The organism is Arthrobacter sp. MDT1-48-3 (assembly GCF_054511015.1).
The window spans coordinates 369,491-395,678 of record NZ_JBTNDL010000004.1; the positions used below are offsets into that span (position 1 = coordinate 369,491).

Genomic DNA, 26,188 nt, shown 5'->3' on the forward strand with positions numbered 1-26,188 from the left:
ACCCGGCCCGCTATAGGATCAAGGGTATGCCCCAGTCCTCCGCCACCGCTCCCGTCGGGACCCTGACCCCCGGCACCGTCTCGCCGCAGCGCCCCGTCCCCTCCGGCATCGCCCGCCCAGAGTACGTGGGCCGCACGGCGCCCGCCCCCTTCACCGGATCCGAGGTCAAGACGCCCGAGACCATCGAGAAGATCCGCATCGCCGCGCGGATCGCCGCGCAGGCCATCGTGGAGGTGGGCCGAGCGGCGAAGCCCGGCGTGACCACCGACCAGCTGGACCGCGTCGGCCACGAGTTCCTCCTCGACCACGGGGCCTACCCGTCCACGCTGGGCTACCGCGGCTTCCCGAAGTCGCTGTGCTCATCGCTGAACGAGGTCATCTGCCACGGCATCCCGGACTCGACCGTGATCGAGGACGGCGACATCCTCAACATCGACATCACGGCCTACAAGGACGGCGTCCACGGGGACACCAACTACACGTTCTGCATCGGCGACGTGGACGAGGAGTCCCGCCTCCTCGTCGAACGGACCGAGGAATCCCTGAACCGGGCGATCCGTGTGGTCGCGCCGGGGCGCGAGATCAATGTCATAGGACGCGCCATCGAGTCCTACGCGAAGCGCTTCGGTTATGGTGTTGTCCGTGACTTCACCGGGCACGGCGTCGGAGAAGCGTTCCACACGGGCCTGATCATCCCGCACTACGACGCCGCCCCCGCCCACAATCGCGTCATCGAGCCGGGGATGGTCTTCACCATCGAACCGATGCTGACGCTCGGGACCATCGACTGGACCATGTGGGCGGACGACTGGACCGTCGTCACGAAGGACCGGAAGAGGACAGCGCAGTTCGAGCACACACTCGTTGTCACCGACCGCGGCGCGGAGGTCCTGACCCTGCCCTAGCGCAGCCACCCCGCGGACCCCTGCCCGTACGCTGCAGTACCCTCATCCCGGCTCGCGCCGGTCCACCCTTCAACGGAGAATCATGGCCAAGGACACCGACAAGAAAAAATCGAAGAAGCTCCCCGCGACCGTCATCGGCGTCGACATCGGCGGCACCGGCATCAAGGGCGGCATCGTCGACCTCGAGAAGGGCGTGATCGTCGGTGAGCGCTACCGCATCCCGACGCCGAAGCCCTCCACGCCCGAGGCCGTCGCCGACGTGGTCGCCCAGATCGTCGCGGAGCTGTCCTCCCGGCCCGAGGGGCCGGGAGCCGACGTGCCCGTCGGTGTCACCTTCCCGGCCATCATCCAGCACGGTGTCGCTCGGTCCGCGGCGAACGTGGACAAGAGCTGGGTCGATACCGACGTCGACGCCCTGTTCACCCGGGTGCTCGGCCGGGACGTGCACGTGATCAACGACGCCGACGCCGCCGGGCTCGCCGAGGTCCGCTACGGAGCCGGCAAGGGGAAGCTGGGCACCGTCCTGGTCATCACCCTCGGCACGGGCATCGGATCGGCGTTCATCTTCGACGGCAGGCTGGTGCCCAACGCCGAACTCGGCCACCTGGAGATCGACGGGCACGACGCGGAGACGAAGGCATCAGCGGTGGCCCGTGAGCGTGACGGCATCGGCTGGGACGAGTACGCCGTCCGCCTGCAGCGCTACTTCTCGCACGTCGAGTTCCTCTTCTCCCCCGAACTGTTCATCGTCGGCGGCGGCATCTCGAAGCGGAGCAGCGAATACCTGCCGGCGCTGCAGCTCCGCACGCCGATCATCCCGGCGCAGCTCAAGAACCACGCAGGGATCGTGGGCGGGGCGCTGCAGGCCGCCCTGCTCTTCAGCCCGACGGTCTGACCCCGTCACAGCAGGAGCCCGGTACGGATCCGTACCGGGCTCCTGCTGTCTGTCCTGCCCCTCCGGGCGGACGTGGAACCGGTGGTGGCGTCGGCTTCCCCTCCGCAGCCACCACCGGGGTCTTCGGTGCGCTATTGCGCTGTCAACGGCCGTTGCGCCCCGGAGGGGACGCGCTCGTTGTCCTTCGCCTGCTCGCGGAGGGTCTCGATGGCATCCTCGAAGTCCTCGAGCGACTCGAAGCCCTGGTACACGCTGGCGAACCGCAGGTATGCGATCTGGTCGAGCTTCCGCAGGGGTTTCAGGATCGCCAGTCCCACCTCGTGCGCATCGATCTCGGCGACGCCGCTGGCACGGACGTTCTCCTCGACCTCCTGGGCGAGGAGCGCCAGGTCGTCCTCCGTGACGGGCCTGCCCTGGCAGGCCTTCCGCACGCCGTTGATGATCTTCATCCGGCTGAACGGCTCCCCCGCACCCGAGCGCTTGATCACGCTGAGGCTCGTGGTCTCCACGGTGCTGAAGCGGCGGCCGCACTGGGGGCACTGGCGGCGGCGGCGGATGGCCGACCCGTCGTCCCCGAGGCGGCTGTCGACCACCCGGGAGTCGGGGTTGCGGCAGTACGGACAGTACACGGCTTCCCCTCCCGCTCGCTGATGGTCGTCCTGCCCATTTTAGGACTAGATGTGGTGAAACAACAATCCTGTAATTACCACATGTAGTGCTGGAGGAGCGATCCGGGGCTTCAGGAGCCAGCCGTCGGGAAGCGCGCCGTGACCGCCTCGCCGTGCGCGGGCAGGTTCTCCGCGGCCGACAGCGCCACGATCGACGTCGCCACCTCCCGCAGCGCCTCGCGGTCGTAGTCGACGAGCTGCACGGCACGCAGGAACGTCGTGACGTTCAGGCCGGACGCGAAGGCCGCGGTCCCGCCCGTCGGCAGGACGTGGTTGGACCCCGCGCAGTAGTCGCCGAGGCTGACCGGGCTGTAGCTGCCGATGAAGACGGCGCCCGCACTCCGGATCCGTCCCGCCACGGCTCTGGCATCAGCGGTCTGGATCTCGAGGTGCTCGGCGGCATAGGCGTCGCAGACGGCGATGCCGTGGTCCATGTCGTCGACGAGGACCACGCCGGACTGCGGCCCCGAGAGGGCCGTGAGGACCCGCTCGGCGTGGCGCGTCCGGGCGACCCGGGACCGGAGGGCCTCGACGACGGCGGCCGCGAGCTGCTCGGAATCCGTGATCAGGACGGACGCGGCCTGCGGATCATGTTCGGCCTGGCTCACGAGGTCCGCTGCCACGAGGTCGGCGTCGGCCGTCGCATCGGCGAGGACCGCGATCTCCGTGGTCCCTGCCTCCGAGTCGATACCGACCCGCCCGCGGACCAGGCGTTTGGCCGTGGCGACGAAGACGTTGCCGGGTCCGGTGATGACGTCGACCGGCTCGATGGCCGGCTGCGCGGAGCCGTCCGCCGTCCCCGCGATCCCGTAGGCCAGGGCGGCGACGGCCTGGGCCCCGCCGATCGCATACACCTCGGTGATGCCGAGCATGGACGCCGCGGCGAGGATGACCGGGTGGGGCCAGCCGCCGAACTCCTTCTGCGGGGGTGAGGCGAGGGCGATCGACCCGACGCCGGCTGCCTGCGCCGGCACCACGTTCATCACCACCGACGACGGGTAGACAGCGAGCCCGCCCGGGACGTACAGGCCCACACGGTGGACCGGGATCCACTTGTGCGTGAGGCGGGCGCCGGGCGCGACCTCGACCTCGACGTCCGTGGGGACCTGGGCGGACGCGAAGATGCGCGCACGCCGGATGGCCTCCTCCAGCGCCGTCCGCACTTCGGGGTCGAGCCCCGCGACTGCCGCCCCGATGACCTCGGCCGGCACGCGCGGGTGCTCCTGCTCCACGCCGTCGAACCGTCGTGCGAGGTCCCGGAGGGCGTCGACGCCCCGCGCGCGGACGTCGTCGATGATGGCCTGGACGGCCGCCTCCGACGAGTGGGCGCTGGCGGCAGCGCGCGGCATGGCCCGCTTGAGCTCACCCGGCGACAGCGCCCGCCCGCGCAGGTCGATGGTGCGGAAGCCGACGGTCGGGAAGCTGCTGGGCGCTGGATTCACCCTGAGAGTCTACCGGGACCCCGGGCGGAGCTGCTGCGGATCGGGCGGGGACGCCGCCCGAGGTCAGGACCGCCGGCGCGCCAGGCCGATCAGGGCCGTGGCGAAGATGATGAGGGCGGCGACGGCCGGCCAGATCAGGAGGGCGCCGTAGGACTGGAGGACGAAATCGGACCCGGGCAGCTCGGCACGCCCGTGGGGTCCGAACAGAAAGGCGAGACCCTCGCCGACCGCGAGTGCGAGGACGGATCCGAGGATCGACCCTCCGACGGCGGCCACGATGCGCGCCACAACTCCCGGCAGCCCGAGCCGCAGGGCGACGACGGTCCCCACGGCGATACCGGCCACGAACTCCAGACCGGCGAGGGTGAGATCGCGGAGCAGCCACTGGTCCGCCGACGCCGGATCGCCGAAGAGCCGCCCCGTGGGGGCAAGGAGCCACCAGCCCGCGCCGACGACCGCACCGAGCAGGATCGTCGAACCGAGCCACCAGAACACGCCCGCCGGCGGCACCGAGCGCCGGTCCTCTGCCACCGCATAGACCGGAGGCGGATAGTTGCTTGATCCGGTGTCCGGCTCCTCGTCAGCGCGCATGACTTCTACATTAACAAACCACTCCTCGCCCCGGGCACGCGCCTAGTGTGGGGGTGGCAGCGTGAACAGCCGTCCGCCTCGGACCGGCCCATCCGCACCGCGTTGTCCACCGCCGTCGATCCCCGGAGGAACCACGTGAACAACCCCAGCACCGCGCCGGCAGGCCTGCAGTCCGCCGAACTCCACGGCGAGTCGTTCCGCGAGGTCTTCCGCCGCCATGCCGCCGGCGTGGCCATCATCACGGCGACCTACGACGGCGTCCCCTACGGTTTCACCGCGACGTCCGTCGCGTCGCTGTCCGCCGAGCCGCCGCGGTTCTCCTTCAACATGGCCCGCACGTCCTCCTCGTGGCCCGCCGTCGCGAACACGAACTTCGTGGGGGTCCACATGCTCAGCACGGAGAACGAAGGCCTGGCCAACCGCTTCGCCCGCACCAAGGACCGGTTCACCGGCGACCACTGGGAGGCCGGGACCGAGGGCGTGCCGATCCTCAAGGACGTCGCCGGGTGGCTCGTCGGCCGCATCAGCATGCGCCTCTCCTTCGAGAACAACGCGGTCGTCGTCGCCGAGGTGATCGCCGGGAACATCGGACCCGACGGCGCTCCCCTGCTCTACCACGGCGGCAGTTACGGTACGCCGACGGCCACCGACTACGTCATCTAGGCGTCCTGCCCGCGCCGTCCGGTACTTCCAGTGAGCGCCGGACGACCCGCATGCGGGATCAGGCGTCCAGGCAGGCAGGTCCCAGCAGCACCTTCAGGTCGCCGAAGAGCCCCGGCGTCGGATTGACCCGCAGGTCGACGCCGAGCTTCATCACCTCGACCTTGCGGGAGCCGCTGAGCCTGATCAGGACCTCGCTCGTGCCCGGGTGCGTCCTCAGCACGTCGCCGAGCGCGGTGACCGCGGTCTCCGTGGCCTTGTGCTGCAGCATGGAGATCACCACGGGACCCGAGTGCCCCTCGCTGAGGTCAGGCACCGTCAGTTCCTGCGCGTTGAGCATCACGGCGCCGTCGTCCCGGCGCTGCAGCCGACCCCGGACCACCACGATGAGGTCCTCCGCCAGCACGGCCGAGATGGGCCCGTACACCTGGCCGAAGAACATGACCTCCATGGATCCGGCGAGGTCCTCGACCTCCGCCCGCGCATACGCGTTGCCGCTGTTCTTCGCGATCCTGCGCTGCAGGGACGTGATCATGCCGGCGATCGTGACGATCGCCCCGTCCGCCGGACCCTCCTCGCTGATGATCGACGGGATCGACGAGTCGGCGTGCTGGCCGAGGATGCCCTCGAGCCCCTGCAGGGGGTGGTCCGAGACGTAGAGGCCGAGCATGTCGCGCTCGAAGGCCAGCTTGTCCTTCTTGTCCCACTCGGGCAGGTCCGGCACCTCGACGGACAGGCCGCCCACGGAGCCCCCGGCGTCGTCGAACGCGCTGAAGAGGTCGAACTGGTTCGCCGCCTCGTTGCGCTTGAGGACGATCACCGAGTCCACGGCCTCCTCGTGGATCATCGCGAGGGCGCGCCGTGGATGGCGGAGCGAGTCGAACGCGCCGGCCTTGATGAGCGATTCGATGGTGCGCTTGTTGCAGACGACGGCGGGCACCTTCTGCAGGAAGTCGCTGAAGGACGTGAACGCACCCTTCTCCTCACGGGCACCGACCATGGCGCCGACGACGTTCGCGCCGACGTTGCGGATGGCACCCATGCCGAAGCGGATGTCCTTGCCCACCGGGGTGAAGTTGACGCTGGACTCGTTGACGTCCGGCGGCAGGACGGTGATGCCCATGCGGCGGCACTCGTTGAGGTAGATGGCCAGCTTGTCCTTGTCGTCACCGACGCTGGTGAGCAGGGCCGCCATGTACTCCGCGGGGTAGTGCGCCTTGAGGTAGGCCGTCCAGTAGGACACGAGCCCGTAGGCCGCGGTGTGCGCCTTGTTGAAGGCATAGTCGGAGAAGGACTCCAGCACGGTCCAGAGCTTGTCCATCGCCGCCTGGGAGTAGCCGTTGGACTTCATGCCGGCGAAGAAGTCGGCCTGCTGCTTGTCCAGCTCGGACTTCTTCTTCTTGCCCATGGCGCGGCGGAGCATGTCCGCCTGGCCGAGCGTGAAGTTCGCCAGTTTCTGCGCGGCCGACATGACCTGCTCCTGGTACACGATCAGGCCGTACGTCCCGCCGAGGATCTCCTCGAGCGGTCCCTCGAGTTCGGGGTGGATCGGCTCGATGTCCTGCAGGCCGTTCTTGCGCAGCGCGTAGTTCGTGTGCGAGTTCACCCCCATGGGTCCCGGCCGGTACAGCGCCAGGACGGCGGAGATGTCCTCGAAGTTGTCGGGGCGCATGAGCTTCAGCAGGGACCGCATGGGGCCGCCGTCGAGCTGGAAGACGCCGAGGGTGTCCCCGCGCGCCAGGAGCTCGTAGGACTCCTTGTCATCGAGCTCGAGGTCCTCTAGGACGAGGTCCACGCCCTTGTTCGCCGTGATGTTCTCGACGGCGTCCGTGATGATCGTCAGGTTCCTCAGGCCGAGGAAGTCCATCTTGATCAGTCCGAGCCCCTCGCACGTGGGGTAGTCGAACTGGGTGATGATCTGGCCGTCCTGCTCACGGCGCATGATCGGGATGATGTCGATCAGGGGGTCGGAGGACATGATGACGCCCGCCGCGTGCACGCCCCACTGCCGCTTGAGCCCCTCGAGGCCGAGGGCGGTCTCGAAGACCTTCGCCGAGTCGGCGTCGGACTTGAGGAGCTCCCGCAGCTCCTCCGCCTCGGAGAAGCGCTTGGCGTCCTTGTTGTGGACGTCCGCGAGGGCGAGGCCCTTGCCCATGACGTCCGGCGGCATGGCCTTAGTGAGGCGCTCCCCGGTGGAGAACGGGTAGCCCATGACCCGGGAGGAGTCCTTGAGGGCCTGCTTGGCCTTGATGGTGCCGTACGTGACGATCATGGCCACGCGCTCGTCGCCGTACTTCTCCGTCACGTAGCGGATGACCTCGGAGCGGCGCCGATCATCGAAGTCGACGTCGAAGTCGGGCATGGAGACGCGCTCGGGGTTCAGGAACCGCTCGAAGATGAGGCCGTGCTTGAGGGGGTCGAGGTCGGTGATGCGCATGGCGTACGCCACCATGGAGCCCGCACCGGATCCTCGGCCCGGACCCACCCGGATGCCGTTGTTCTTGGCCCAGTTGATGAAGTCGGCCACCACGAGGAAGTACCCCGGGAAGCCCATCTGGGTGATGACGCCGACCTCGAACTCCGCCTGCTTGCGGACGTCGTCGGGCACGCCGGCCGGGTAGCGGTACTGCAGCCCGGTCTCGACCTCCTTGACGAACCAGGACTGCTCGTTCTCGCCCTCGGGGACCGGGAACCGCGGCATGTAGTTGGCCTTGGTGTTGAAGTCGACGTCGCACCGCTCGGCGATGAGCAGCGTGTTGTCGCAGGCATCGGGGAAGTCCCGGAAGATCGCCCGCATCTCGGCCGGCGATTTGAGGTAGAACTCGTCGGCATCGAACTTGAACCGCTTGGGGTCGGCGAGGGTTGATCCCGACTGCACGCAGAGCAGCGCCGCGTGGGCCTTGGAGTCCTCGGCGTGGGTGTAGTGGAGGTCGTTGGTGGCGACGAGCGGCAGGCCGAGCTCCCGGGCGAGCTTGATCAGGTCCGCCTTGACGTTGCGCTCGATGTCGAGCCCGTGGTCCATCAGTTCGCAGAAGTAGTTCTCGGCGCCGAAGATGTCGCGGAAGTCCGAGGCCGCCTGCTTCGCCTCGTCGTACAGGCCGAGGCGGAGCTTCGTCTGCACCTCGCCGGAGGGGCAGCCCGTGGTCGCGATGAGGCCCTTGCCGTAGGTCTGGAGGAGGTCGCGGTCCATGCGGGGCTTGTACAGGTAGCCCTCGAGGGAGGCGAGCGACGACATCCGGAACAGGTTGTGCATGCCCTCGGTGGTCTCGGACCACAGTGTCATGTGCGTGTACGCTCCGGCGCCCGAGACGTCGTCGCGCCCGCCGCCGCCCCACTGCACGCGCGTGCGGTCGTTGCGCGCGGTCCCCGGCGTGAGGTATGCCTCGACGCCGATGATGGGCTTGATGCCGGCGCTCTTCGCCTTGCTCCAGAAGTCGAAGGCGCCGAAGACGAATCCGTGGTCCGTCGTGGCGAGGGCGCTCATCCCGAGTTCCTCGGTGTGGCTGAACAGGTCCGTCAGGCGGGCCGCGCCGTCGAGCATCGAGTACTCGGTGTGGTTGTGGAGATGGACGAACGAGTCGGTCGATGCAGGAGTAGCCACCCGCCAAGTCTAGTGCTCCGGGACCTGCCCGGCCGTCGCGGGGCGGGCTCGGGACTGTCTCCCGAGGTCGCTCCGGCGTGTCCTCGCGGCTCGCCCGGGCGTGTCACACCAGCCCGGTGGAGAGGGCGGTCAGTGCGTAGGCCAGGTCCACGGGGTACGGGCTTGAGACCGTGACCGGTTCGCCCGTCCGGGGGTGGGCGAAGCCGAGCCGGTGGGCGTGCAGCCACTGTCGCGTCAGCCCGAGCTCGGCCGCCAGCCGCGGGTCGGCGCCGTAGGTGAGGTCGCCGGCGCAGGGGTGGCGCAGCGCGGAGAAGTGCACGCGGATCTGGTGCGTCCTGCCCGTCTCGAGGTGGACCTCGACGAGGCTCGCGCGGCCGAAGGCCTCGAGCACCTCGTAGTGCGTCACGGAGTCGCGCCCGCCCTCCAGGACGGCGAACCGCCATTCGTGGTGCGGGTGGCGGCCGATCGGGGCGTCGATCGTGCCCTTGAGGGGTTCGGGCAGTCCCTGCACGACGGCGTGGTACACCTTGTCGACGGTGCGTTCCTTGAAGGCCCGCTTCAGTGCCGTGTAGGCGGGTTCGGTCTTGGCGACGACCATCGCGCCGGAGGTCCCGACGTCGAGCCGGTGGACGATCCCGACGCGCTCGGGCGCCCCCGAGGTCGAGATGCGGTACCCGGCCGCCGCGAGTGCGCCGACCACGGTGGGGCCGACCCAGCCCGGGGACGGGTGGGCGGCGACCCCGACGGGTTTGTCCACGACGACGAAATCCTCGTCGTCGAGCAGGATGCCCATGCCGTCCACGGCCTCGGGGATGACGCGGTGCTTGTCCTCCGGATCCGGCAGGTCGACGTCGATCCGGTCGCCGGCGTGCACGCGGTCGGACTTCGCGAGCGGCGACCCGTCGCGGTGCACGCGGCCGTCGGCACACCACTGGGCGACCGCGGAGCGGGAGGCGTCCAGCAGCCGTGCCAGCGCGGCGTCGGTGCGGCTGCCGCCGTCGGCTTCGGGGATGACGAGCTGCCGGCGCTCAGCGGGCATCGTCGCCCCGCTCCCGGTCCGCGGATCCGGTCGCCGAGTCCGGCGTGCTGTCCGGCGTGCTGTCCGTCGTGCTGTCCGTCGTGCTGTCCGTCGTCCTGTCCGGCGCTGCGGTCCCTGCAGTGGCCGGTGCGCTCCCTGCGTCGTCGGTGCTGCGCCGGCCGTCCATGCCGATCCCGCGCAGGGTCAGGAGACAGATCAGCACCACACCGCTGACGACGGCGGAGTCGGCGATGTTGAAGATCGCGAAGTTGGGCAGGGCGATGAAGTCGACCACGTGGCCCTGGCCGAACGAGGGTTCCCTGAGCAGCCGGTCGGTGAGGTTGCCCAGGGCGCCGCCGAGGACCAGTCCCAGGGCCACGGACCAGCCCCAGGAGGCGACCTTCCTGACCTGCAGCACGATGGCGACGGCGACAGCGACCATGATGATGGTGAAGAACCAGGTGTAGTCGGTGCCGATGGAGAACGCCGCTCCGGGGTTGCGGATGAACCGCCAGTTGAGCAGGGGCGGCAGGACCTCGGTGACCTGGCCCTCGGTCATCGTCGACACGACCCACCACTTGGTGAGCTGGTCGAACGTGTAGGCGACAAGGGTGCACAGGAGCATCACGATCCCGAAGCGCGCGGGGATCCGCCGGGCGTGGCCCGGCTCGGCAGCGGTCGCCGCTGCGGGGCCGCCGTGGTCCGCCGGGTCGCTGGGCCTGCGTTCCGGGGCGGTGGACTCCCGGGTGGTTTCCGGAGCTCGGCGCGGCTCAGGGGTGGGATCGGTCGGCTGGTGCTCGTTCACGGTGTATCCAAGGTCTAGTCGCTGGTGTCCGCCGAGGTGCGCGGCGGCTGGAACGGCGAAAGGGCCGGCCCCCGGGGTTCTGGCCCCGGCGACCGGCCCTTCTCCTGGTCCGACGGCGGTCGGACCCGGCATCCTGCTAGGACGCGGACGCGTCGGCCGCGAGCGAACCGCGGGCGTCGAGGTCCCGGAGCTGGCCCTCGATGTATGCCTTCAGGCGGGAACGGTAGTCGCTCTCGAAGCCACGGAGCTGTTCGACCTTGTGCTCGAGCACGGCTTTCTGCTCCTCGAGGTCGCCGAGGGTCTTGCGGCTCTTCTCCTCGGCGTCGTTGACGAGGCCGCTGGCTTCGATCTGCGCCTCGGCGATGATCTTGTCGCGCTGCTCGACACCTGCGTTGACGTACTCGTCGTGCAGGCGCTGCGCCATGGCGAGGACGCCGGCGGCGGCATCGGTGGACGCCGCGGGAGCAGCGGGTGAGGTCGCTGCAGGCGCGGCCGGGGCAGGCGCCGGGTTGGGCTCGTCGGCGGCGGGAACGGCGGTCGCCTCGTCCTCCGCGGGAACGTCCTCGGTCTGGGTGCTGGCGGCGACCGGCGCAGGCACTGCGCCGGACTGCAAGGTGTCGGAGGACTCGCCGGCGAGCTTGCGGCGCAGTTCCTCGTTCTCGGAGTTCAGGCGGCGCAGTTCCACGACGATCTCGTCGAGGAAATCGTCCACCTCGTCCTGGTCGTAGCCCTCGCGGAACTTCGTCGGCTGGAACCTCTTGTTGACAACGTCTTCTGGCGTCAAAGCCATCTGGTCACCTCATACTGATAGAGGCCGGTCCGCCGGAAGAGCGGGCACGGCTGCGGTACCGAATTGCGGACATGATCAGCTGGACTCACGTCGGACTGTGAATCAGCGTATAGCTTCTCGAACTTCATCACGAAACGGACTCGGACGCTAGGCGGCGAGACCGGCGGACACGGACATCAGGATCAGCACCACGATGAAGAGCACGAGGAACGCGAGATCGAGCTGGACGCCGCCGAGGCGAAGCGGCGGGATGAGTCGGCGAAGGGCCTTGATGGGCGGATCGGTCACCGAGTAGACACCCGAGGCGAGCACGAGGGCGAGCTTCTGCGGTCGCCAGTCACGGGCGAACCCCTGCACGGCGTCGTAGATGATCCGGAGGATCAGCGCGAGCTGGAAGAGCATCAGTACCAGGTAGATCAGGGCGAATACCAAACTCACAGAGCAGTTCCAGTCCTTCGGGCCTTATGGGTCGGGGGCGACCGTGGAGGCCGCTGGGGTCAGCTCTGGTTGAAGAAGCTGGTCTGCGCTTCGCTTGCCTTCAGGTCCTCGCCGAGGACTTCAATATACGACGGCGACAGCAGGAACACCTTATTGGTGACGCGCTCGATGCTGCCGTGGAGGCCGAACACGAGGCCCGCCGAGAAGTCGACGAGGCGCTTGGCATCGGCCTCGCCCATGTCCGTGACATTCATGATGACCGGGATGCCGTCGCGGAAGCTCTCGCCGATCAGCTTCGCGTCGTTGTACGACCGGGGGTGGATCGTGGTGATCTGGCGCAGGGCGCCGGAGTCCTCACGGGACGACGGCGCACGCTTGATCGGTGTCACGGGGGCGCGGTACTCCTCGGCGGGAGCGACCCGGGTGACGGCGGGAGCCGGCTCGAGGTGACGCTCGTCGCGGTCGTAATCCACTGAATATTCCTCGTTCCTGCTGTGCGCGCTTTTCGTTTCGGGCTCGTAGTGCTCATCACCGTCGGCGAGCCCAAGGTAGATCATCGTCTTGCGCAGTGCGCCAGCCATGGTGACTCCTGTTCTGGAAGTGGATTGGTGGGCTCCGGGGCCGTGCCGCACGCGGCCGGCCCGACTGCCCGTCGTGCCGCCGTTACAGCGTCGACGCTACCCCACGGCCGGACGGGGACCGAGGACATCAGAACCAATCCTCAGGTGTGTCGCCCCGGCAGCCACAGCGTCCTCGAGATCGCCGCTCATGCCCGCCGAAACGGCCGATGCGGCCGGATCCACGGCACGCACGGCATCGGCGATCCCCAGGAGTCGGGCGAAGGCCCGTGCGGGTGGGACGCCGAGCGGCGCCACAGCCATCACTCCGGCCAGGCGGAGGCCGTCCGTGGCGGCGACGGCCTCGGCCAGCGCACCCGCCTCCTCCGGCAGGGCGCCTCCGCGGCCGCCGGACCCGGCGTCCTCGTCGAGGGTGAACTGGAGGAAGCAGTGGAGATCGCTCCGGGCGCTGCTCCCCGCTGCGGCCCGCCGCTCCTGCTCCACGGCGACGGCCCTGCCCAGCGCGGACACGAGCGGGGCCCGGTCCACGGAGTGCACGCTGTGCGCGTAGCGCACCACCGACTTGGCCTTGTTGGTCTGCAGCTGGCCGATGAAGTGCCAGGCCAGGCCGAGCGGTTCGAGTTCGGCTGCCTTCGCGGCGGCCTCCTGATCCCGGTTCTCCCCCACGTCGGTGACGCCGAGGCCCGCCAGGATACGCACGTCGGATGCGGGGAAGTACTTGGTGACCACGACGAGCTCGGGCTCCGCGCGCCGGGCGGCGACCGCCGCAGCGGAGATGCGGTCGCGGACCGCGGCGAGGCGGGCCTCGAGCTCGCGTGCGCGGTTCCCGTCCTGCCCCGATGCGTCCACCGGATAGTTCATGCCCGCCACACCAGCCCGGCGATCCTGCCCGCTCCGGGTTCCCGCCGGTGCGAGTACAGTCCCGGGTTCTCCAGGGTGCAGGCCGGGCCGCACCCTTCGACCCGCTGGGCCCGGACGGACGACCGCTCGAGCTGGCGCTGGACGGCCGCCGGGAGGTCGAGCGCCGGCGTTCCCGTCGGCGTCCGCGACGCGGCCTCCGGGACGGTGAGCGCGATCGACTCCATCATCCCGGCAGGCACCTCGTAGCAGGATCCGCACACCGAGGGTCCGATCCACGCTGCCAGGTCCCGGGCACCATGGCTCCGCAACAGGCGGACGGCACCTTCGACGATCCCGTTGCCGACACCGGCACGGCCCGCGTGCACGACGGCCGTGGCGCCCGTACCGCCGTCGGTGACCGCCGCGTCCGCGAGGACGATCGGGACGCAATCGGCGACGAGAACGGCCAGCGGCTCACTGCCGTCGAGGGACACCATCGCATCCGCGCCCGGGGGGACGGGATCGCCGGCGGCGACCAGGGCGACCCGGTCGGAATGGGTCTGGCTCATGAACCGGAGTGACCCCGCGGGGACGCCCAGCGCTTCCTCGATCCCCCGCCTGTTGTCCCGGACGGCGTCCGGAGCATCCCCCACGTGGAGGGCGAGGTTGCCGGCAGCCGCGGAGGTGAAGGCGACGCGGAGACCCGGACGCACCTCCGCGTTCCAGTAGAACGGGGAGGTGCGTCCGGGACCTTCGGCTGCGTCCACCGACTACTTGAGGAAGTCGGGTACGTCGAGGTCGTCGGACCGTCCGGCCGAGAAGTCCGGCTCCACGATCGCGGGGAGGTCCACGTCGAAGCCCGAGTCCGCGGGCACTGCCTGCACGTTCTGCGCACGCTGCTGCGACCAGGCGCCGAGGCCGGCGGTGGCGGCGCCGGCCATGCGCTGCTGGTCCCCACCGACGCTCGGCGCGACGGCCGGGCGCGATGCGGGGGCAGGGGCGGCGGCAGGCTGCGAGGTGGCATCCACCTGGTCGAAGCCGGCCGCGATCACGGTCACGCGCGCCTCGTCGCCCAGCGCATCGTCGATGACCGCACCGAAGATGATGTTCGCCTCGGGATGTGCGACCTCCTGCACGAGGCGGGCGGCCTCGTTGATCTCGAAGAGGCCGAGATCCGAGCCACCCTGGATCGAGAGCAGCACGCCGTGCGCGCCGTCGATCGAGGCTTCGAGCAGCGGCGATGCGATGGCGAGCTCCGCGGCCTTGACAGCGCGATCCTCGCCGCGAGCCGAGCCGATGCCCATGAGCGCCGAACCGGCGCCCTGCATGACGGACTTCACATCGGCGAAGTCGAGGTTGATCAGGCCCGGCGTGGTGATGAGGTCCGTGATGCCCTGGACACCGGACAGCAGCACCTGGTCGGCGGAGCGGAACGCGTCGAGCATCGAGACGTTCCGGTCGCTGATGGAGAGCAGCCGGTCGTTCGGGATCACGATGAGCGTGTCGACCTCCTCGCGGAGGGTGTCGATGCCGCTCTCGGCCTGGTTCGAGCGCCGCCGGCCCTCGAACGTGAACGGACGGGTGACGACGCCGATCGTCAGGGCGCCGAGGGAACGTGCGATCCGGGCGACGACGGGAGCGCCGCCGGTGCCCGTGCCGCCACCTTCGCCGGCGGTCACGAAGACCATGTCGGCTCCGCGCAGGACTTCCTCGATCTCCTCGGAGTGGTCCTCCGCCGCGCGGCGGCCGACCTCCGGGTCCGCTCCGGCGCCGAGGCCGCGGGTCAGCTCGCGACCGACGTCGAGCTTGACGTCGGCATCGCTCATGAGCAGCGCCTGCGCGTCGGTATTGATGGCAATGAACTCCACGCCACGGAGCCCGACCTCGATCATGCGGTTGACGGCGTTGACGCCGCCGCCGCCGATGCCGACGACCTTGATGACGGCCAAGTAATTCTGAGGTGCTGCCACGTCCTGTGTCCCTTGTTCGAATCTGTGTGCTGTACGGGGGCTGCCGGGTGTTCCGGGTTCAACCTTTACCTTCGACAACGTTAACGTTCAGGTTGAGAGTTAACGTTATGTCAAGTAACTTCTATGTTCGACGCTAGGTGCAAGCGCTCCGCGTTGCAATGACCTGACGCCGCGTGTCGGTTCTGTCGACGCGCTGTGTACTCTTTTCACGCTCTGTTCGACCGCGGGCCGCACAGAGCGCGAGGCCGTGCCTCACCGGGTGACCGGTCGGTCGGGGGTGCTCACGTCGAACACCTTCACCGGCGGATCGGTGGCGGGCATCGCGAGCATCGCCTCCAGGACGCTCGCCTTCTCGGAGCTGCGCTCGGCGCTGCCCCAGAAGATCCTCCGGTCCCCGGCCAGTGAGAGCTGGATGGAGTCGACGCTCGCTGCCGAGGCGCTGTTGAGCCGGGACAGCACGGAGACGGGCAACTCCGCCAGTACCGCCGTGATCGAGGAGAAGACCTCGGAGTTGACCGCGTTGGTCCCGCCGTCGATCAGCGGGAGCTTCACCTCGTCGCGTCGCGCCACGGTGCTCAGCTGGCGGCCGTCCGCATCGATCAGCACGAAGTCGCCCCCGTTCTGCAGGACGGCGACGGGTACGCGTTCGCGGACGGTGACCACGAGCGTCGACGGGGGCTCGGCGGCGATCCCGACGTCCTCGATCGGCGCCTTGTCCGCCAGCAGCCCGCGGACCTGGTCCGGCGCGATCCTCGTCAGCGACGTCCCCATCAGCGGAGCGAGGGCCGTCTCGACCTCCGACGCGGTGACCAGCGAGTTGCCCTCCACCTCGACCGTCCGCAGCGCCAGCGCCGGCGAGAACACGACGTACGCGACCACGCCGCCGAGGACCAGCACGAGCGCGGTGATGGCCAGGACGGTGTTCCGCACCCGGTGGGAGCGTCGGGGCGCGGGGAACTCGAGGACCTTCCCGGCGGAGGCCGGCCGGTCCGCGCGGTCGACGCGGCCCGGCGCTTCCGCCCCGGCCGCCGCCCCGGCCTTCGGCACGGCCGGTACCCGGGCGATGCGTGGCTTCCTCGGCGTCATGCGCCGGTCCCCGCCGGTCCTGTTCCGTCCGCCCGCTCCTTCAGCAGGCGGACCAGCCGGATGCCGTACTGCGTGACGTCTCCCGCTCCGATGGTCAGGATGATGTCACCGGGTTCCGCCCGGTCGATCACGGAGCGGAGGGCCTCGTCCGGGTCCTCGCGATAGGAGGCGCCGGCACCCGGCATGAGATCGGTGATGGTCCAGCCGCCGATGTCGTCGACCGGGTCCTCGCGTGCCGCGTACACCGGCAGCACGGTCGCGGAATCCGCGAGGGACAGCGCCTCGGCGAAGCCCGCGGCGAACTCCCGGGTGCGGGAGAACAGGTGGGGCTGGAACAGGACATGCACCCCGTGCTCCCCCGCCACGGTCCGGGCGGCCGTCAGGGCGGCATGGACCTCGGTCGGATGGTGGGCGTAGTCGTCGAACACCCGGATGCCGTCGCCCTCGCCCCTGGCCTCGAAACGTCGCGCGGCGCCGGAGAAGAGCGACAGGCCGGTCGCGGCGACGGCCGGATCCACCCCGAGTTCGAGGGCGACGGCGAAAGCCGCGGCGGCGTTGAGGATGTTGTGCCGCCCCGGCACGCTCAGCTGCAGTTCCTGCTGTGCGTCCAGCCCGTCGACGGCGAAGGACAGGACGCTGTTGGTGGTGCTGCCCACGGCCCTCGTGTCACTGATCCGGATGTCCGCCGTCCCGGCGTAGCCGTAGGTGCGCACGCGGCGTGGTTCCGGTACCCCGGCGGCCAGTGCGGCGGCACCGGCGTCGTCGGCGCACGCCACGAGGAGCCCGTCCTCGGGGAGCCGCCGGGCGAAGGTGCGGAAGGCCGCATGGACCGCGTCCGCCGTCCCGTAGTGGTCGAGATGGTCCGCTTCGACGTTCGTCACGACGGCGATGCGGGGCTCGTAGTTCAGGAACGAGCCGTCCGATTCGTCCGCTTCGGCGACGAAGACGCTTCCGCCCGCCCACTCGGCGTTGACGCCGAGGGCGGCCACGTCTCCCCCGATGGCGAAGGACGGACCCACGCCGGCGTTGCGCAGGAGGACGGTGATCATCGCGGTCGTCGTGGTCTTGCCGTGCGTACCGGCGACGGCGACGGCCTGCTGGCCGGTCATCGCCGCCGCGAGTGCCTCCGAACGGTGCAGCACCGGCAGGCCGCGACGGCGTGCCTCGACCAGTTCCGGGTTCGTGTCGCGGATCGCCGAGGACACGACGATCGTCCCGGTGTCGGGTACCGCCTCCGCGGAGTGCCCCACGGTCACGTCGGCGCCGAGCGCGGACAGCGCACGGAGCCCCTTCGATTCGGCCGCGTCCGAGCCCGAGACCCGCAGGCCCTGGCCGAGGAGGACCCGCGCGACGGCCGACATGCCGGCACCGCCGAGTCCGATGAAATGTACGGGTTCCTGCAGTCCGGCGTCGAGCGCCGGCGCGGTGCTGGTGGTTGCGATGCCGCCGCCTTCCGTCCCTGCCCCTCCGGGGGCCGTCGTCGTGATCCGGGGCGCCGGTCCCGCCCGCCGGTCTGCTTCCTCGCGCTCCGTGGTCACCGGGCGCCTCCTGCGGCGGAGAGGACGAGGTCGGCCATCCGCCGGTCGGCGTCGCGCACGCCCAGGGCGTGCGATGCCCGTGACATCCGGACGAGCCGTGCCTCATCGGCGACGAGCGGACGCACGGTGTCGCGGATCCACTCCGCGGTGAAGGCCGCGTCGTCGACCAGGAGGGCGCCGCCGGATTCCACCAGCCCTGCCGCGTTGAGTCGCTGCTCGCCGTTGCCGTGCGGCAGGGGCACGAGGACGGCGGGAACACCCACGGCGCTGATCTCGCTGACGGTGGCGGCGCCGGCGCGGGCGACCAGGAGGTCGGCGGCCGCGTACACGTGTTCCATGCCGTCGACGAACTCGACCTGGTGGTAGCCCGGCATGGCCAGCACGGATCCGTCGCCGCCGAGGACCTGCTTGCCGCGTCCTGTGATGTGGAGGACCTGGATGCCGGCGGCGACGAGGCCGGGCACGGCCTCGGCGACGGACCGGTTGAGGCTCGCCGCACCGGAGGACCCTCCGGTCACGATCAGGGTGGGACGGTCCGGGTCGAGCCCGAGCGACGCCCGGGCGTCCTCGCTGCCGGCGGCGCGATCGAGGCCTGAGATGCTGCGGCGCATGGGCATGCCCACCAGCACGGCGTCGCGCAGCCCGGTGCCCTCGAAGGCGACGGCGACGCGCGCCGCGATCCGCGCGCCCACCCGATTGGCGATGCCGGCTCGTGCGTTGGCCTCGTGGATGACGATCGGCACCCGCCGCGTCCAGGCCGCGAGATAGACGGGTGTCGAGACGTATCCGCCGACCCCGACGACGACGTCTGCTGCGGCGTCCGCGAGGATGGCGCGCGCCTGCCGCACGGCCCGGACGAGGCGGACGGGCAGTTTGAGGAGGTCGATGGAGGGTCGCCGCGGCATGGGGACCCGGTCGATGGTGCGCAGGTCGAAACCGGCGGCGGGGACCAGTCGGGTCTCCATCCCGGCCTCGGTGCCCACGGCCGTGATGCGTGCGCCCGGCTCCCGTTCGACGATCGCCCCCGCGATCGCGAGGAGGGGGCTGATGTGGCCGGCCGTGCCGCCGCCCGCGAGGACGACCGACACGGGATGGTCAGGGGTGGAGGAGGTCATGAATGTGCGTGGTTTCTTCCGGCGGTGGAGGTCATGGCAGGAACCGTCGGAGACGGCGCCGGCGTGGGGACGTGCGGGGTCTTGCGTGCGAAGGACAGGAGGACGCCGACGGCGGCCAGCGTGAACGTCAGCGCGGACCCGCCGTAGGAGATGAAGGGCAGCGGTACGCCGATGACGGGCAGCAGGCCGGTGACCATGCCGATGTTGACGAAGGCCTGGCCGATCAGCCACACGAGGATGGATCCCATGAGGATCCGCACGAAGGGGTCGGTGTAGCGCAGGGCCACCCTGATGGTGGCGACGGCGAGGATGCCGAACAGGAGCACGACGACGAGGGTGCCGACGAGGCCGAACTCCTCGCCGATGATGGCGAAGATGAAGTCGTTGTGCGCCTCGGGGATCCAGTTCCACTTCTGGCGGCTCTGCCCGATCCCGACGCCGAACCACCCGCCCGACGCCATGGCGAACAGGCCGTTGTCCGACTGCAGGCAGAGATCGGCGCCATCGTCGCAGTTCAGGCCCAGCCAGGCGCTGATCCGCCCGCCGCGGTTGGAGCTCGTGGCGACCATGAGCAGGGCACCGGCCAGCGCCGCGAGACCCGTGAGCGTGAACAGCTTCAGCGGTGCGCCCGCGAAGAACAGCGCCGCACCGGCGATCATCATGAGCACGAGGCCCGTCCCGAGGTCACCGCCGATCAGGACGAGGCCGATCGGGAGTCCGCCGAAGGGCAGCGCGGGGATCATGGCGTGCTTCCAGTCCCGGATCAGTGCCTTCTTCCGCTCCAGGACGGCGGCGAACCACAGGGCGATGGCGAGCTTCGTCGGTTCGGACGGCTGGAAGGTCTGGCTGCCGATGCGGATCCAGTTCTTGTTGCCGTTGATCTCGACCCCGATGACGAGCACCAGGACCAGCAGCACCACCGCGATCCCGAGGCTCGGCCATGCGAGGGCCCGGTAGGCGCGGGGACCGAGCCGGGACAGGACGAGCATCAGGAGGAGCCCGGCGCCGGCCCACAGGGCCTGCTTGAGGAAGAGGTCGAAGCTGTCCTTGCCCTCGGAGATCGCTTCGACGGATGACGCCGACAGCACCATCATGAGCCCGATCGCGGTGAGGGCGAGGGCGGAACCGAGGATCAGGTAGTAGCTGGACCCGGTGGGCGCGCGGTCGGAGCCCTCGAGCAGCACCCAGCCGCGCTGCAGCCGGGCCCGGAGTCCGGTGCCCGCCCGGTCGGCGGAGCCGGTGGTGGCGGGGTCCGCCGTCGGAGCACCGGACTTGATGGTCCGTGCCTTCGCTGCGGCGCTCCCGCTGGGCGTCGCACTGTGTGCGGGGCCCGCGCCGACGGAGCTGACCGGTCGGCCCGTCTCCTTCGTCCGGGCGGGCCGGACCGAGGGCTTGCGTCCTCCCGGACGGGTTGGCGTGGCCACCATTACGACTCCTTCGCGGTTGTCCCCTGTCCGCCACGTGCACGGACGGCCGCCACGAAGGCGGCTCCCCGGTGCGCATAGGAGGAGAACTGGTCCATGGACGCTGCGGCCGGCGCCAGGAGCACCGTGTCGCCGTCCTGGGCGAGGCGCGCCGCTTCGGCGACGGCCCACTGCATCAGGGCGGCGGCCGGATCGGCTGACCCGCCGGCGCCGCGCCCCTGTCCAGTGTGAAGGGTGGGATGGAGGGAGACCGGAACATCGGGTGCGTGTCGGGCGAGGGCGCCCTGCAGCGGTGCGGGGTCCGTCCCGAGAAGCACGACGGCCTTCAGTCGGTGGGCATGCTCGGTGACGAGGTCGTCGTAGGAGACACCCTTGGACAGTCCGCCCGCGACCCAGACCACCGATTGGAACGAGGCCAGCGACGCCGAGGCCGCGTGCGGGTTCGTCGCCTTCGAATCGTTGATCCAGAGCACCCCGCCCTCGTTCTCGACGACCTGGATCCGGTGGTCGCCCGGCTGGAAGGCCCGGATGCCGTCGCGCACCGCCGCCGCCGGTATCCCTGCCGCACGGACGAGGGCTGCGGCGGCGAGGGCGTTGGCGACCAGGTGCCGCGGGACGACCTCGCCGAGTTCGCTGATGGAGGCGAGTTCGGCGGCGGAGTCCTTGCGCTGCTCGATGAAGGCTCGGTCCACGAGGAGGTCCTCGACGACGCCCATCATGCTGACGGACGGCATGCCGGTGGTGAACCCGACGGCCCGGCAGCCCTCGACGACATCGGCCTCCTCGACCATCTCCTCCGTCTCACGCTGCTCGACGTTGTAGATGCACGCGATCCTCGTGCGCTCGTAGACGGAGGCCTTGGCGGCGAGGTAGGCCTCGTAGCTGCCGTGCCAGTCCACATGGTCCTCGGCCACGTTGAGGCAGACGCTCGCGAGCGGCGAGATGGAGTGCGCCCAGTGCAGCTGGAAGCTGGAGAGTTCGACGGCGAGGAACTCGTACCCCTGAGGATCACGGATCACGTCGAGGATGGGTGTGCCGACGTTGCCGGCGGCGACCGCGCGCTTGCCCGCGGCGAGGAGCATGGACTCCGTCAGTCCGACGGTGGTGGTCTTCCCGTTGGTCCCGGTGATGGTGAGCCATTCCGCCGTCGGGCGGCCTTCGCGGGTCCGTACCCGCCAGGCGAGCTCGACGTCGCCCCAGATCGGGACTCCGGCCGCCGCCGCCTCGGCGAGCAGCGGCTGCGTGGGGCGCCAGCCGGGAGAGGTGACGACGACGTCGGCGGGTTCCCCGTCGACCGGGGGCAGGGACGCTGCGTGCTCCGCCCCGAGCAGGACGGCGTGCGCACCGACGATGCGCAGGGTGTCGGCCTTCGCCTCGTTCTCCTCGGTCGCGCCGGCATCGACGACGACGACGACGGCCCCGAGCTCGACGAGGGTGTCGGCCGCGGAGAAGCCGGAGGCGCCGATGCCCGCGACGACGACGCGCAGGCCGGCCCAGTCCGAGTCCCAGGTCGTCAGACCGGCGAGCCGGGGTGTCTCCCAGGTGTTGGGTGCCGTCGATCCGGTAGCGTCCGATCCGCTCATCCCACGACCCATTCCGCGTAGAAGATCCCGAGCGCCGCGGCGACGAAGAGTCCGGCAAGGATCCAGAACCGGACCACCACCGTGACCTCCTGCCAGCCCTTCAGCTCGAAGTGGTGCTGCAGCGGTGCCATCTTGAAGACGCGCTTGCCGCCCGACAGCTTGAAGTAGCCGACCTGGATGATCACGGAGAGCGTGATCATGACGAACAGGCCCGCGAGGATCACGAGGAGGAGTTCCGTCCGGGACAGGATGGCGAAACCGGCGATCGCGCCGCCGATGGCGAGGGAGCCGGTGTCGCCCATGAAGATCTTGGCCGGCGAGGTGTTCCACCAGAGGAAGCCGACCAGGGCACCGCACATGGACCCGGCGATCAGGGCGAGGTCCAGCGGGTCGCGGACCTCGTAGCAGACGCTTCCGGCGCCGGGCGAGCCGCAGCTCTGGTTGCCCTGCCAGATCCCGATGAGGAGGTAGGCGCCGAAGACCAGGATCGAGGCGCCGGCGGCGAGTCCGTCGAGCCCATCGGCGAGGTTCACGCCGTTGCTCGCGCCGGTGATGATGAGGTTCGACCAGATGACGAACAGGATCGCGCCGAGGACCGTGCCCGCGAAGGCGAGGTCGATCGGCGTGTCACGGATGAAGGAGATGGCGGTCGACGCCGGCGTCCGCCCCTCCTCGTTGGGGAACATCAGCGCCAGCACGCCGAAGATCACGCCCACGGCGGTCTGCCCGATGATCTTCGCGGGCGCGCTCAGGCCGAGGCTCCGCTGCTTCGAGATCTTGATGTAGTCGTCGGCGAAGCCCACCAGGCCCATTCCGGCGGCCAGGAACAGCAGCAGCAGTCCGGAGGCCGTGGGACCGCCCACGGAGGAACCCGTAGCCACCATCAGCAGATGCGTCAGGAAGTAGGCGAGCAGCACCGACGCGACGATCACCGCGCCGCCCATGGTGGGCGTCCCGCGCTTGATGTGGTGGGCCGTGGGGCCGTCGTCGCGGATGAACTGCCCGTAGCCCTTGTTCACCAGGAGCTTGATGAACAGGGGTGTCCCGACGAATGCGAAGAAGAGCGCGGAGGCAGAGCCTATGAGGAGTGCGATCACGGCTGCTGGGCCTTTCCGGGAGCGGCAGGTCCGCTGTCCGCTTCGACGACTGCTGCGGGGGGCTCGGTCGCGCCGGGGCCGGCCTGGGCGACTCGGTCCCCGAGATATCTCAGTCCCGCCCCGTTGGAGGACTTGAACAGGACGATGTCGCCCGGTTCCAGCTCCGCCTCGAGCATCCGCTCCGCGGCGTCGACGTCGTCGACATGGACGGCCTCGCTGCCCCAGGACCCCTCGAGCACGGCACCGTTGAAGAGTGCCCGGGTGTTCGGGCCCACGCAGATGAGCTTGGAGATGTTGAGGCGTACGACGACGCGCCCGAGGAGGTCGTGCTCCTCGATGGAGCTGTCCCCGAGCTCGAGCATCTCACCGAGCACGGCCCACGTACGTCGGCGGCCGCGGCCGAGTTCGGCGAGCGTCCGGAGCGCTGCGCGCATCGACTCGGGATTGGCGTTGTAGGCGTCGTTGATGACCGTCACGCCGTCGGCGCGCTCGGTGCGCTCCATGCGCCACCGGCTGGCGGCGGACTGGCTGCGCAGGCTCGCGGCGATCGTCCCGGGAGCGCAGCCGACCTCGTAGGCGACGGTGGCTGCGGCCAGCAGGTTGGCGGTGTGGTGCAGTCCCAGGAGCGGGGAGACGACGTCGTGGGCACTGCCGTCCGGGAAGACGAGGGTGAAGGCGGGGTTGCCCTCCGCCGTCGTGGTGCTGTCGCGTGCCCGGACGACGTCGGACCCGGCGGCTGCGAAGTCGTCCGAGGAGGTGAAGAAGGCGGTCCGGGCGCCGGTGCGCCCCTGCATGGCCAGGACGCGCTCGTCGTCGGCGTTGATGACGGCGGTCCCGGCGGCCGGCAGGGCCTCGAACAGCTCGCCCTTGGCCTTCGCGATGTTCTCGACGCCGCCGAACTCGCCGGCGTGGGCGGAGCCGACGCCGAGCACGACGCCGAGGTCCGGCTGCACGAGCGACGCGAGGTACGCGATGTGGCCGGGCTTCGTGGCCCCCATCTCGATGACGAGGTAGCGCGTGTCCCAGTCCGCCTCGAACACGGTCAGGGGGACGCCGACCTCTCCATTGTAGGACCCGCGCGGCGCGACGGTGGGGCCGTGGGCCGCGAGGATGCCGGCGAGCAGGTCCTTGGTGGTGGTCTTGCCCGCCGAACCGGTGATGCCGATGACGGTCACCTCGCCGTTCGCCCGCAGCCGCCGGACCGTCTCGGCGGCCAGCACGCCCATGGCGAGGACCGCGTCGGGGACGACGACGGCGGCGAACGGGGTCCCGTCCGGTCCGGTGACCTCCCGTTCGGCCAGCGCCAGGACGGCTCCGCACCCGAAGGCGGCACCGATGAAGAGGTGGCCGTCGGACTCCTCGCCGGGCTTGGCCACGAACAGGGACCCGGGGACGCACTCCCTGGAATCCGTGGCCGCGGAAGTGACGGTGATGGCCGACCTGTCCTGGTCGGGACCGACCAGGACGCCGCCCGTGAGTGCCGCGATCTCGGCTGCGCTGAATTCAATCATGACGGTTCAGGACTCTATCCCGGACGTCGAAAGCACAGAGAATCCGTGCCTTGTCAACGCGGAGCGCAGTTCCAGGCGATCGTCGAGCGACAGATTGACGCCCTTCACCTCCTGCCACACCTCGTGGCCGCGGCCGGCGATGAGAACGGTGTCGGAGACGGTGGACAGCGCGACCGCGTGGTCTATCGCAGCCGCCCGGGGGAAGACCTCGAGCACCTCGCAGTCGAGCCCCTCGTCGCGGACCGCGGCCTCGGCGCCGGCCCGGACGGTGCGCCGGATGACCGCCTCGTCCTCGTCGTGCGGGTCGTCGTCGGTGACGATGAGGATGTCGGACAGGCGTGCGCCCACCGCCCCCATGATCGGGCGCTTCGTCTCGTCCCGCTGTCCCGTGGCGCCGAAGACCGCGATGACGCGGCCGCCCGGCCGGCGCACCGAGGCCAGCGTCCGTTCGAGGGCGTCCGGATTGTGGGCGAAGTCGACGATCGCCGCGGGAGCCTCACCGATGAGCTGCATGCGCCCCGGGACCTCGGTGGTGAAGGGGTCCGAGTCGTCCAGGGCGCGCTGGACGTCCTCCACCGGGACGCCCGAGGCGAGGACCATGCCGGTCGCCAGGGCGGCGTTGGAGATGTTGAACGTCCCGGGCAGCCCGCTGCGGATCCGCAGTCGCCCGCCCGTCCGGCCCTGGAGCACGAAGGCGTGGCCGAGGCCGCTCGGTTCGACCCCGGTCACCGTCCAGTCGGCCTGCGCGTCCCGGTCGTCCGCCTGCGGATCGGTCCGCACCGTCAGCACGGGGACCTCCGCCGTGGCGGCCAGCCTGCGGCCCCAGGGGTCGTCCACGAGCACCACTGCTCGCCGGCACCGCTCGGGGGTGAAGAGCGCAGCCTTCACCGCGAAGTACTCCTCCATGGTGCCGTGCAGGTCCAGGTGGTCCTGAGTGAGGTTGGTGAAGCCCGCGACGTCGAAACGTACTCCGTCCACCCGGCCGAACTCGAGCGCGTGCGAGGAGACCTCCATGGAGGCCGCGGCGAGCCCACGCTCCCGCATCAGGGCGAGGAGGGAATGCACCTGGGGCGATTCGGGCGTGGTGAGCGCGCTGGGGATGGCCTCGCCGCCTGCCCGGATCTCGATGGTGCCGATCAGCCCGGTGGACCTGCCCAGGGCGCCCAGGAGGGCGTTGAGGAAATAGGTGGTCGTGGTCTTCCCGTTCGTGCCGGTGACGCCGAAGAGGGTCGGGGTCGGCTGCGCGGGGGCGCCCTCGGACCGTCCGGCGAAGATCTCGCGGGCGAGCGGGCCGACCGCGCGGCGCGGGTCCGGGACGACGACGACCGGCGGCAGCTCGATCTGCCCCGCCGTCTCGGCCGCGAGGCGGGCCCCTTCCTCGTCCGTCAGGATGGCCAGGGCGCCCGCCCGGGCGGCCTGCAGGGCGAATGCGGCTCCGTGGCGGGAGGCGCCCGGCAGGGCGGCGTAGACGTCACCGGGCAGGACGGAGCGCGAATCGAGCGTGATGCCGGCGACGGTGGGGAGCCCCGGTGGTACCGACGGGCCGGCCAGCGTGCCGATGGCGGCGAGGGCCGAGGACAGCTCGACCGGGCGCGGGGCGCGGGGCCGCATCAGGGAAGCCGTGCTCCCCTGC

Annotated in this window: 22 protein-coding genes and 1 pseudogene; 3 read left to right on the top strand and 20 right to left on the bottom strand. The window is 70.3% G+C overall.

All coding sequences use genetic code 11. The features are described 5' to 3' along the window. Window positions 1-26 precede the first annotated feature (26 nt). Window positions 27-905, top strand: a complete 879-nt coding sequence (gene map / locus ACX80L_RS11640) for a type I methionyl aminopeptidase (RefSeq protein WP_459289821.1) — start codon at window positions 27-29, stop codon at window positions 903-905. An 82-nt stretch (window positions 906-987) separates the two neighbouring features. After that, window positions 988-1,800 (top strand): polyphosphate--glucose phosphotransferase, encoded by an 813-nt coding sequence (gene ppgK / locus ACX80L_RS11645; protein ID WP_133081671.1) that lies wholly within the window; start codon window positions 988-990, stop codon window positions 1,798-1,800. Between the two features lie 131 nt (window positions 1,801-1,931). Here the strand turns inward: ppgK and nrdR are convergent, their stop codons facing one another. From nrdR to ACX80L_RS11660, 3 genes are all read right to left on the bottom strand, one after another. Beyond that, window positions 1,932-2,429, bottom strand: coding sequence for a transcriptional regulator NrdR (gene nrdR, locus ACX80L_RS11650; protein WP_133081670.1), 498 nt, complete (start codon window positions 2,427-2,429; stop codon window positions 1,932-1,934). Window positions 2,430-2,539: 110 nt separating this feature from the next. Beyond that, window positions 2,540-3,910, bottom strand: coding sequence for a histidinol dehydrogenase (gene hisD / locus ACX80L_RS11655; RefSeq protein ID WP_459289823.1), 1,371 nt, complete (start codon window positions 3,908-3,910; stop codon window positions 2,540-2,542). Window positions 3,911-3,973: 63 nt separating this feature from the next. Continuing rightward, window positions 3,974-4,501, bottom strand: a complete 528-nt coding sequence (locus ACX80L_RS11660) for a hypothetical protein (RefSeq protein ID WP_133081669.1) — start codon at window positions 4,499-4,501, stop codon at window positions 3,974-3,976. Window positions 4,502-4,636: 135 nt separating this feature from the next. On the opposite strand from ACX80L_RS11660, the gene ACX80L_RS11665 reads away from it, so the two are divergent. Next, window positions 4,637-5,164 (top strand): flavin reductase family protein, encoded by a 528-nt coding sequence (locus ACX80L_RS11665; RefSeq protein ID WP_244186205.1) that lies wholly within the window; start codon window positions 4,637-4,639, stop codon window positions 5,162-5,164. A gap of 58 nt (window positions 5,165-5,222) precedes the next feature. Here the strand turns inward: ACX80L_RS11665 and dnaE are convergent, their stop codons facing one another. From dnaE to ACX80L_RS11750, 17 genes and pseudogenes are all read right to left on the bottom strand, one after another. Next, window positions 5,223-8,762: a DNA polymerase III subunit alpha gene (dnaE, locus tag ACX80L_RS11670; RefSeq protein ID WP_459289825.1), complete on the bottom strand. Its 3,540-nt coding sequence runs from the start codon at window positions 8,760-8,762 to the stop codon at window positions 5,223-5,225. 103 nt (window positions 8,763-8,865) lie between these two features. Further along, on the bottom strand, window positions 8,866-9,801 hold the full coding sequence (locus tag ACX80L_RS11675) for an RluA family pseudouridine synthase (protein ID WP_133081668.1): 936 nt from the start codon (window positions 9,799-9,801) through the stop codon (window positions 8,866-8,868). 121 nt (window positions 9,802-9,922) lie between these two features. Further along, window positions 9,923-10,429, bottom strand: a pseudogene (gene lspA / locus ACX80L_RS11680) (signal peptidase II); the annotation flags it as partial. Between the two features lie 292 nt (window positions 10,430-10,721). Beyond that, a complete protein-coding gene (locus ACX80L_RS11685; RefSeq protein ID WP_459289827.1) occupies window positions 10,722-11,375 on the bottom strand; it encodes a DivIVA domain-containing protein in 654 nt (217 codons plus the stop codon). A 147-nt stretch (window positions 11,376-11,522) separates the two neighbouring features. Further along, the gene (locus tag ACX80L_RS11690; RefSeq protein WP_133081666.1) at window positions 11,523-11,813 is read right to left on the bottom strand and encodes a YggT family protein; all 291 of its coding nucleotides are present in this window, start codon (window positions 11,811-11,813) and stop codon (window positions 11,523-11,525) included. Window positions 11,814-11,872: 59 nt separating this feature from the next. After that, entirely contained in the window at window positions 11,873-12,394 is a 522-nt protein-coding gene (locus ACX80L_RS11695) for a cell division protein SepF (RefSeq protein WP_133081665.1), read from the bottom strand. Window positions 12,395-12,490: 96 nt separating this feature from the next. Further along, window positions 12,491-13,252, bottom strand: coding sequence for a YggS family pyridoxal phosphate-dependent enzyme (locus ACX80L_RS11700; RefSeq protein ID WP_459289829.1), 762 nt, complete (start codon window positions 13,250-13,252; stop codon window positions 12,491-12,493). Further along, window positions 13,249-13,998: a laccase domain-containing protein gene (locus ACX80L_RS11705; protein WP_133081663.1), complete on the bottom strand. Its 750-nt coding sequence runs from the start codon at window positions 13,996-13,998 to the stop codon at window positions 13,249-13,251. Before ACX80L_RS11705 ends, ACX80L_RS11700 begins: the two co-directional genes overlap by 4 nt. Before the next feature lie 3 nt (window positions 13,999-14,001). Further along, complete coding sequence (gene ftsZ / locus ACX80L_RS11710; RefSeq protein ID WP_133081662.1) at window positions 14,002-15,201, bottom strand: cell division protein FtsZ; 1,200 nt, start codon at window positions 15,199-15,201, stop codon at window positions 14,002-14,004. A gap of 252 nt (window positions 15,202-15,453) precedes the next feature. Beyond that, a complete protein-coding gene (locus ACX80L_RS11715) occupies window positions 15,454-16,287 on the bottom strand; it encodes a cell division protein FtsQ/DivIB (RefSeq protein WP_459289831.1) in 834 nt (277 codons plus the stop codon). After that, the gene (gene murC, locus ACX80L_RS11720) at window positions 16,284-17,648 is read right to left on the bottom strand and encodes a UDP-N-acetylmuramate--L-alanine ligase (RefSeq protein ID WP_459289901.1); all 1,365 of its coding nucleotides are present in this window, start codon (window positions 17,646-17,648) and stop codon (window positions 16,284-16,286) included. The genes ACX80L_RS11715 and murC overlap by 4 nt, the downstream gene beginning before the upstream one ends. Before the next feature lie 173 nt (window positions 17,649-17,821). Continuing rightward, window positions 17,822-18,940, bottom strand: a complete 1,119-nt coding sequence (gene murG, locus ACX80L_RS11725) for an undecaprenyldiphospho-muramoylpentapeptide beta-N-acetylglucosaminyltransferase (RefSeq protein WP_459289833.1) — start codon at window positions 18,938-18,940, stop codon at window positions 17,822-17,824. Further along, window positions 18,937-20,367 carry a putative lipid II flippase FtsW gene (gene ftsW / locus ACX80L_RS11730; RefSeq protein WP_459289835.1) on the bottom strand — a complete coding sequence of 477 codons (1,431 nt, stop codon included), beginning with the start codon at window positions 20,365-20,367 and terminating at the stop codon, window positions 18,937-18,939. Before ftsW ends, murG begins: the two co-directional genes overlap by 4 nt. Beyond that, window positions 20,367-21,947, bottom strand: a complete 1,581-nt coding sequence (gene murD / locus ACX80L_RS11735) for a UDP-N-acetylmuramoyl-L-alanine--D-glutamate ligase (RefSeq protein ID WP_459289837.1) — start codon at window positions 21,945-21,947, stop codon at window positions 20,367-20,369. The genes ftsW and murD overlap by 1 nt, the downstream gene beginning before the upstream one ends. Next, a complete protein-coding gene (mraY, locus tag ACX80L_RS11740) occupies window positions 21,944-23,044 on the bottom strand; it encodes a phospho-N-acetylmuramoyl-pentapeptide-transferase (protein WP_133081657.1) in 1,101 nt (366 codons plus the stop codon). The genes murD and mraY overlap by 4 nt, the downstream gene beginning before the upstream one ends. Continuing rightward, complete coding sequence (locus tag ACX80L_RS11745; protein WP_459289839.1) at window positions 23,041-24,555, bottom strand: UDP-N-acetylmuramoyl-tripeptide--D-alanyl-D-alanine ligase; 1,515 nt, start codon at window positions 24,553-24,555, stop codon at window positions 23,041-23,043. Before ACX80L_RS11745 ends, mraY begins: the two co-directional genes overlap by 4 nt. A 6-nt stretch (window positions 24,556-24,561) precedes the next feature. Further along, the gene (locus ACX80L_RS11750) at window positions 24,562-26,166 is read right to left on the bottom strand and encodes a UDP-N-acetylmuramoyl-L-alanyl-D-glutamate--2,6-diaminopimelate ligase (RefSeq protein ID WP_459289903.1); all 1,605 of its coding nucleotides are present in this window, start codon (window positions 26,164-26,166) and stop codon (window positions 24,562-24,564) included. Window positions 26,167-26,188: the final 22 nt, after the last annotated feature.